Raw genomic sequence first — 1431 nt, 5'->3', positions numbered from 1 at the left:
CAGTCCAGGTGAGTGGCGAGCAGGGTTCGGAGCCGTTTGACGGTACGGATTTCAGACATCAGGACATTGGGGGCAGAATCTCATGGCGATGTCATTATAATCAATATCTTAATGTGAAATGCACTGTACTGAGCGTCAGGGCACCGAGAAGTCCATGGCCGTCTTCACGGCGGTCCTTGAGAAACTGGATCTGACGCTCAATACCCGCAAGACCCGCGTGGTCGACGCGCGAGTGGATGGATTCGATTTCTTGGGATTCCACATGGCCTGGCGAACGAGCCGCCGCAGTGGCAAGGGCTACCCGCACGTCGAGCCGTCAAAAAGGGCCGAGCAGCGCATCAAGGATCGCGTCAGGGATCTGACCGCGCGCCGCCGAACGCCGGTGGCACTTGGGGACATGATCGGTGACGTCAATCAAGCCCTCCGGGGTTGGACGGGCTATTTCCACTACCGCAACTACTCGAAGGTGCTCGGTCGGGTGAAAACGCATGCCGAGGAGCGGATGCGCACGCAACTGCGCCACCGTCACAAGCTCCAGAGCCGGGCGCAAGGATACATCCGGTTCCCCAATGCGCATCTCTACGACCATCTTGGACTGTTCAAAGTCCCCACCACCGCAGGCTGGACATCAGCGCATGCCTTGGCGTGAAGCACATCGGAAAGCCGTGTACGGGAGAACTGTATGCACGGTTTGATGAGGGAGGGCTGGTATTCTGTGACTAGGATCCGGCTATTGAGGCACCGCCAGACGAAAGGGGCGGAAACAGATAGGCCGGGTCTACGGGCACGGGATGCCTGCTCTCTACTCTACCCGTTCCCCAACTCCCGGAACTGCCCGGAACTGGAACTGAAGCGATTTTGACTCCGAGTTTATTGCAGCACCCGACCGCATCGTCTAAACTACAAAAGTAGCAAACTCTGGGAGATAAAAGGATGGGCATGCCGGTGCGTATCGACGATTTACTGTACGAGGACGCCAAGCGCCAAGCGAAGGCGGAATCGAGGACGATTGCGGGTCAGATCGAGTTCTGGGCCAAGATCGGCAAGGCGGCCCTGGACAACCCGGACTTGCCCGTCGATTTCGTTCGCGACATCTTGATCGCGCGCGCCGAGGGGCGCGAAGGCGCGGTCCCTTTCCTTCCTGAAGGATACCGGTCAGACACCCATGATTGATGTCTTGCAGTCGAGCGGTTTCCGCCGTGCCTACAAGCGTTTAAATTCAAATCAAAAAGTGGATGTGGACGAGGCCGTGGTCGCGATAGTCGACAATCCGACGTTAGGCGAGGCCAAGAAGGGAGATCTTGCCGGTGTGTTTGTCTACAAGTTCCAATGCGTCGGCAGACGCTTTCTGCTTGCGTACGAATACGACCCAGACACCCGGTGGCTGCTGTTGGTCGGTACGCATGAGAATTTCTATCGCGATCTGAAACG

3 protein-coding genes are annotated in these 1431 nt (G+C 57.5%); all 3 read left to right on the top strand.

The features are described from left to right. The first annotated feature begins 154 nt into the window (after positions 1-154). Positions 155-649, top strand: coding sequence for a group II intron maturase-specific domain-containing protein (locus CKO27_RS23915; RefSeq protein WP_242471113.1), 495 nt, complete (start codon positions 155-157; stop codon positions 647-649). Positions 650-933: 284 nt separating this feature from the next. Then, on the top strand, positions 934-1173 hold the full coding sequence (locus CKO27_RS23910; protein WP_200377407.1) for a ParD-like family protein: 240 nt from the start codon (positions 934-936) through the stop codon (positions 1171-1173). Continuing rightward, on the top strand, positions 1166-1431 hold a 266-nt coding region (locus CKO27_RS23905; RefSeq protein WP_200377406.1), incomplete at its 3' end, for a type II toxin-antitoxin system RelE/ParE family toxin. The genes CKO27_RS23910 and CKO27_RS23905, both read left to right, overlap by 8 nt.

Source organism: Thiocystis violacea (assembly GCF_016583575.1).
Taxonomy (GTDB): Bacteria; Pseudomonadota; Gammaproteobacteria; order Chromatiales; family Chromatiaceae; genus Thiocystis; species Thiocystis violacea.
Note: the sequence above shows the minus strand (reverse complement) of the source record. Positions and strands in the feature narration are given on the sequence as shown.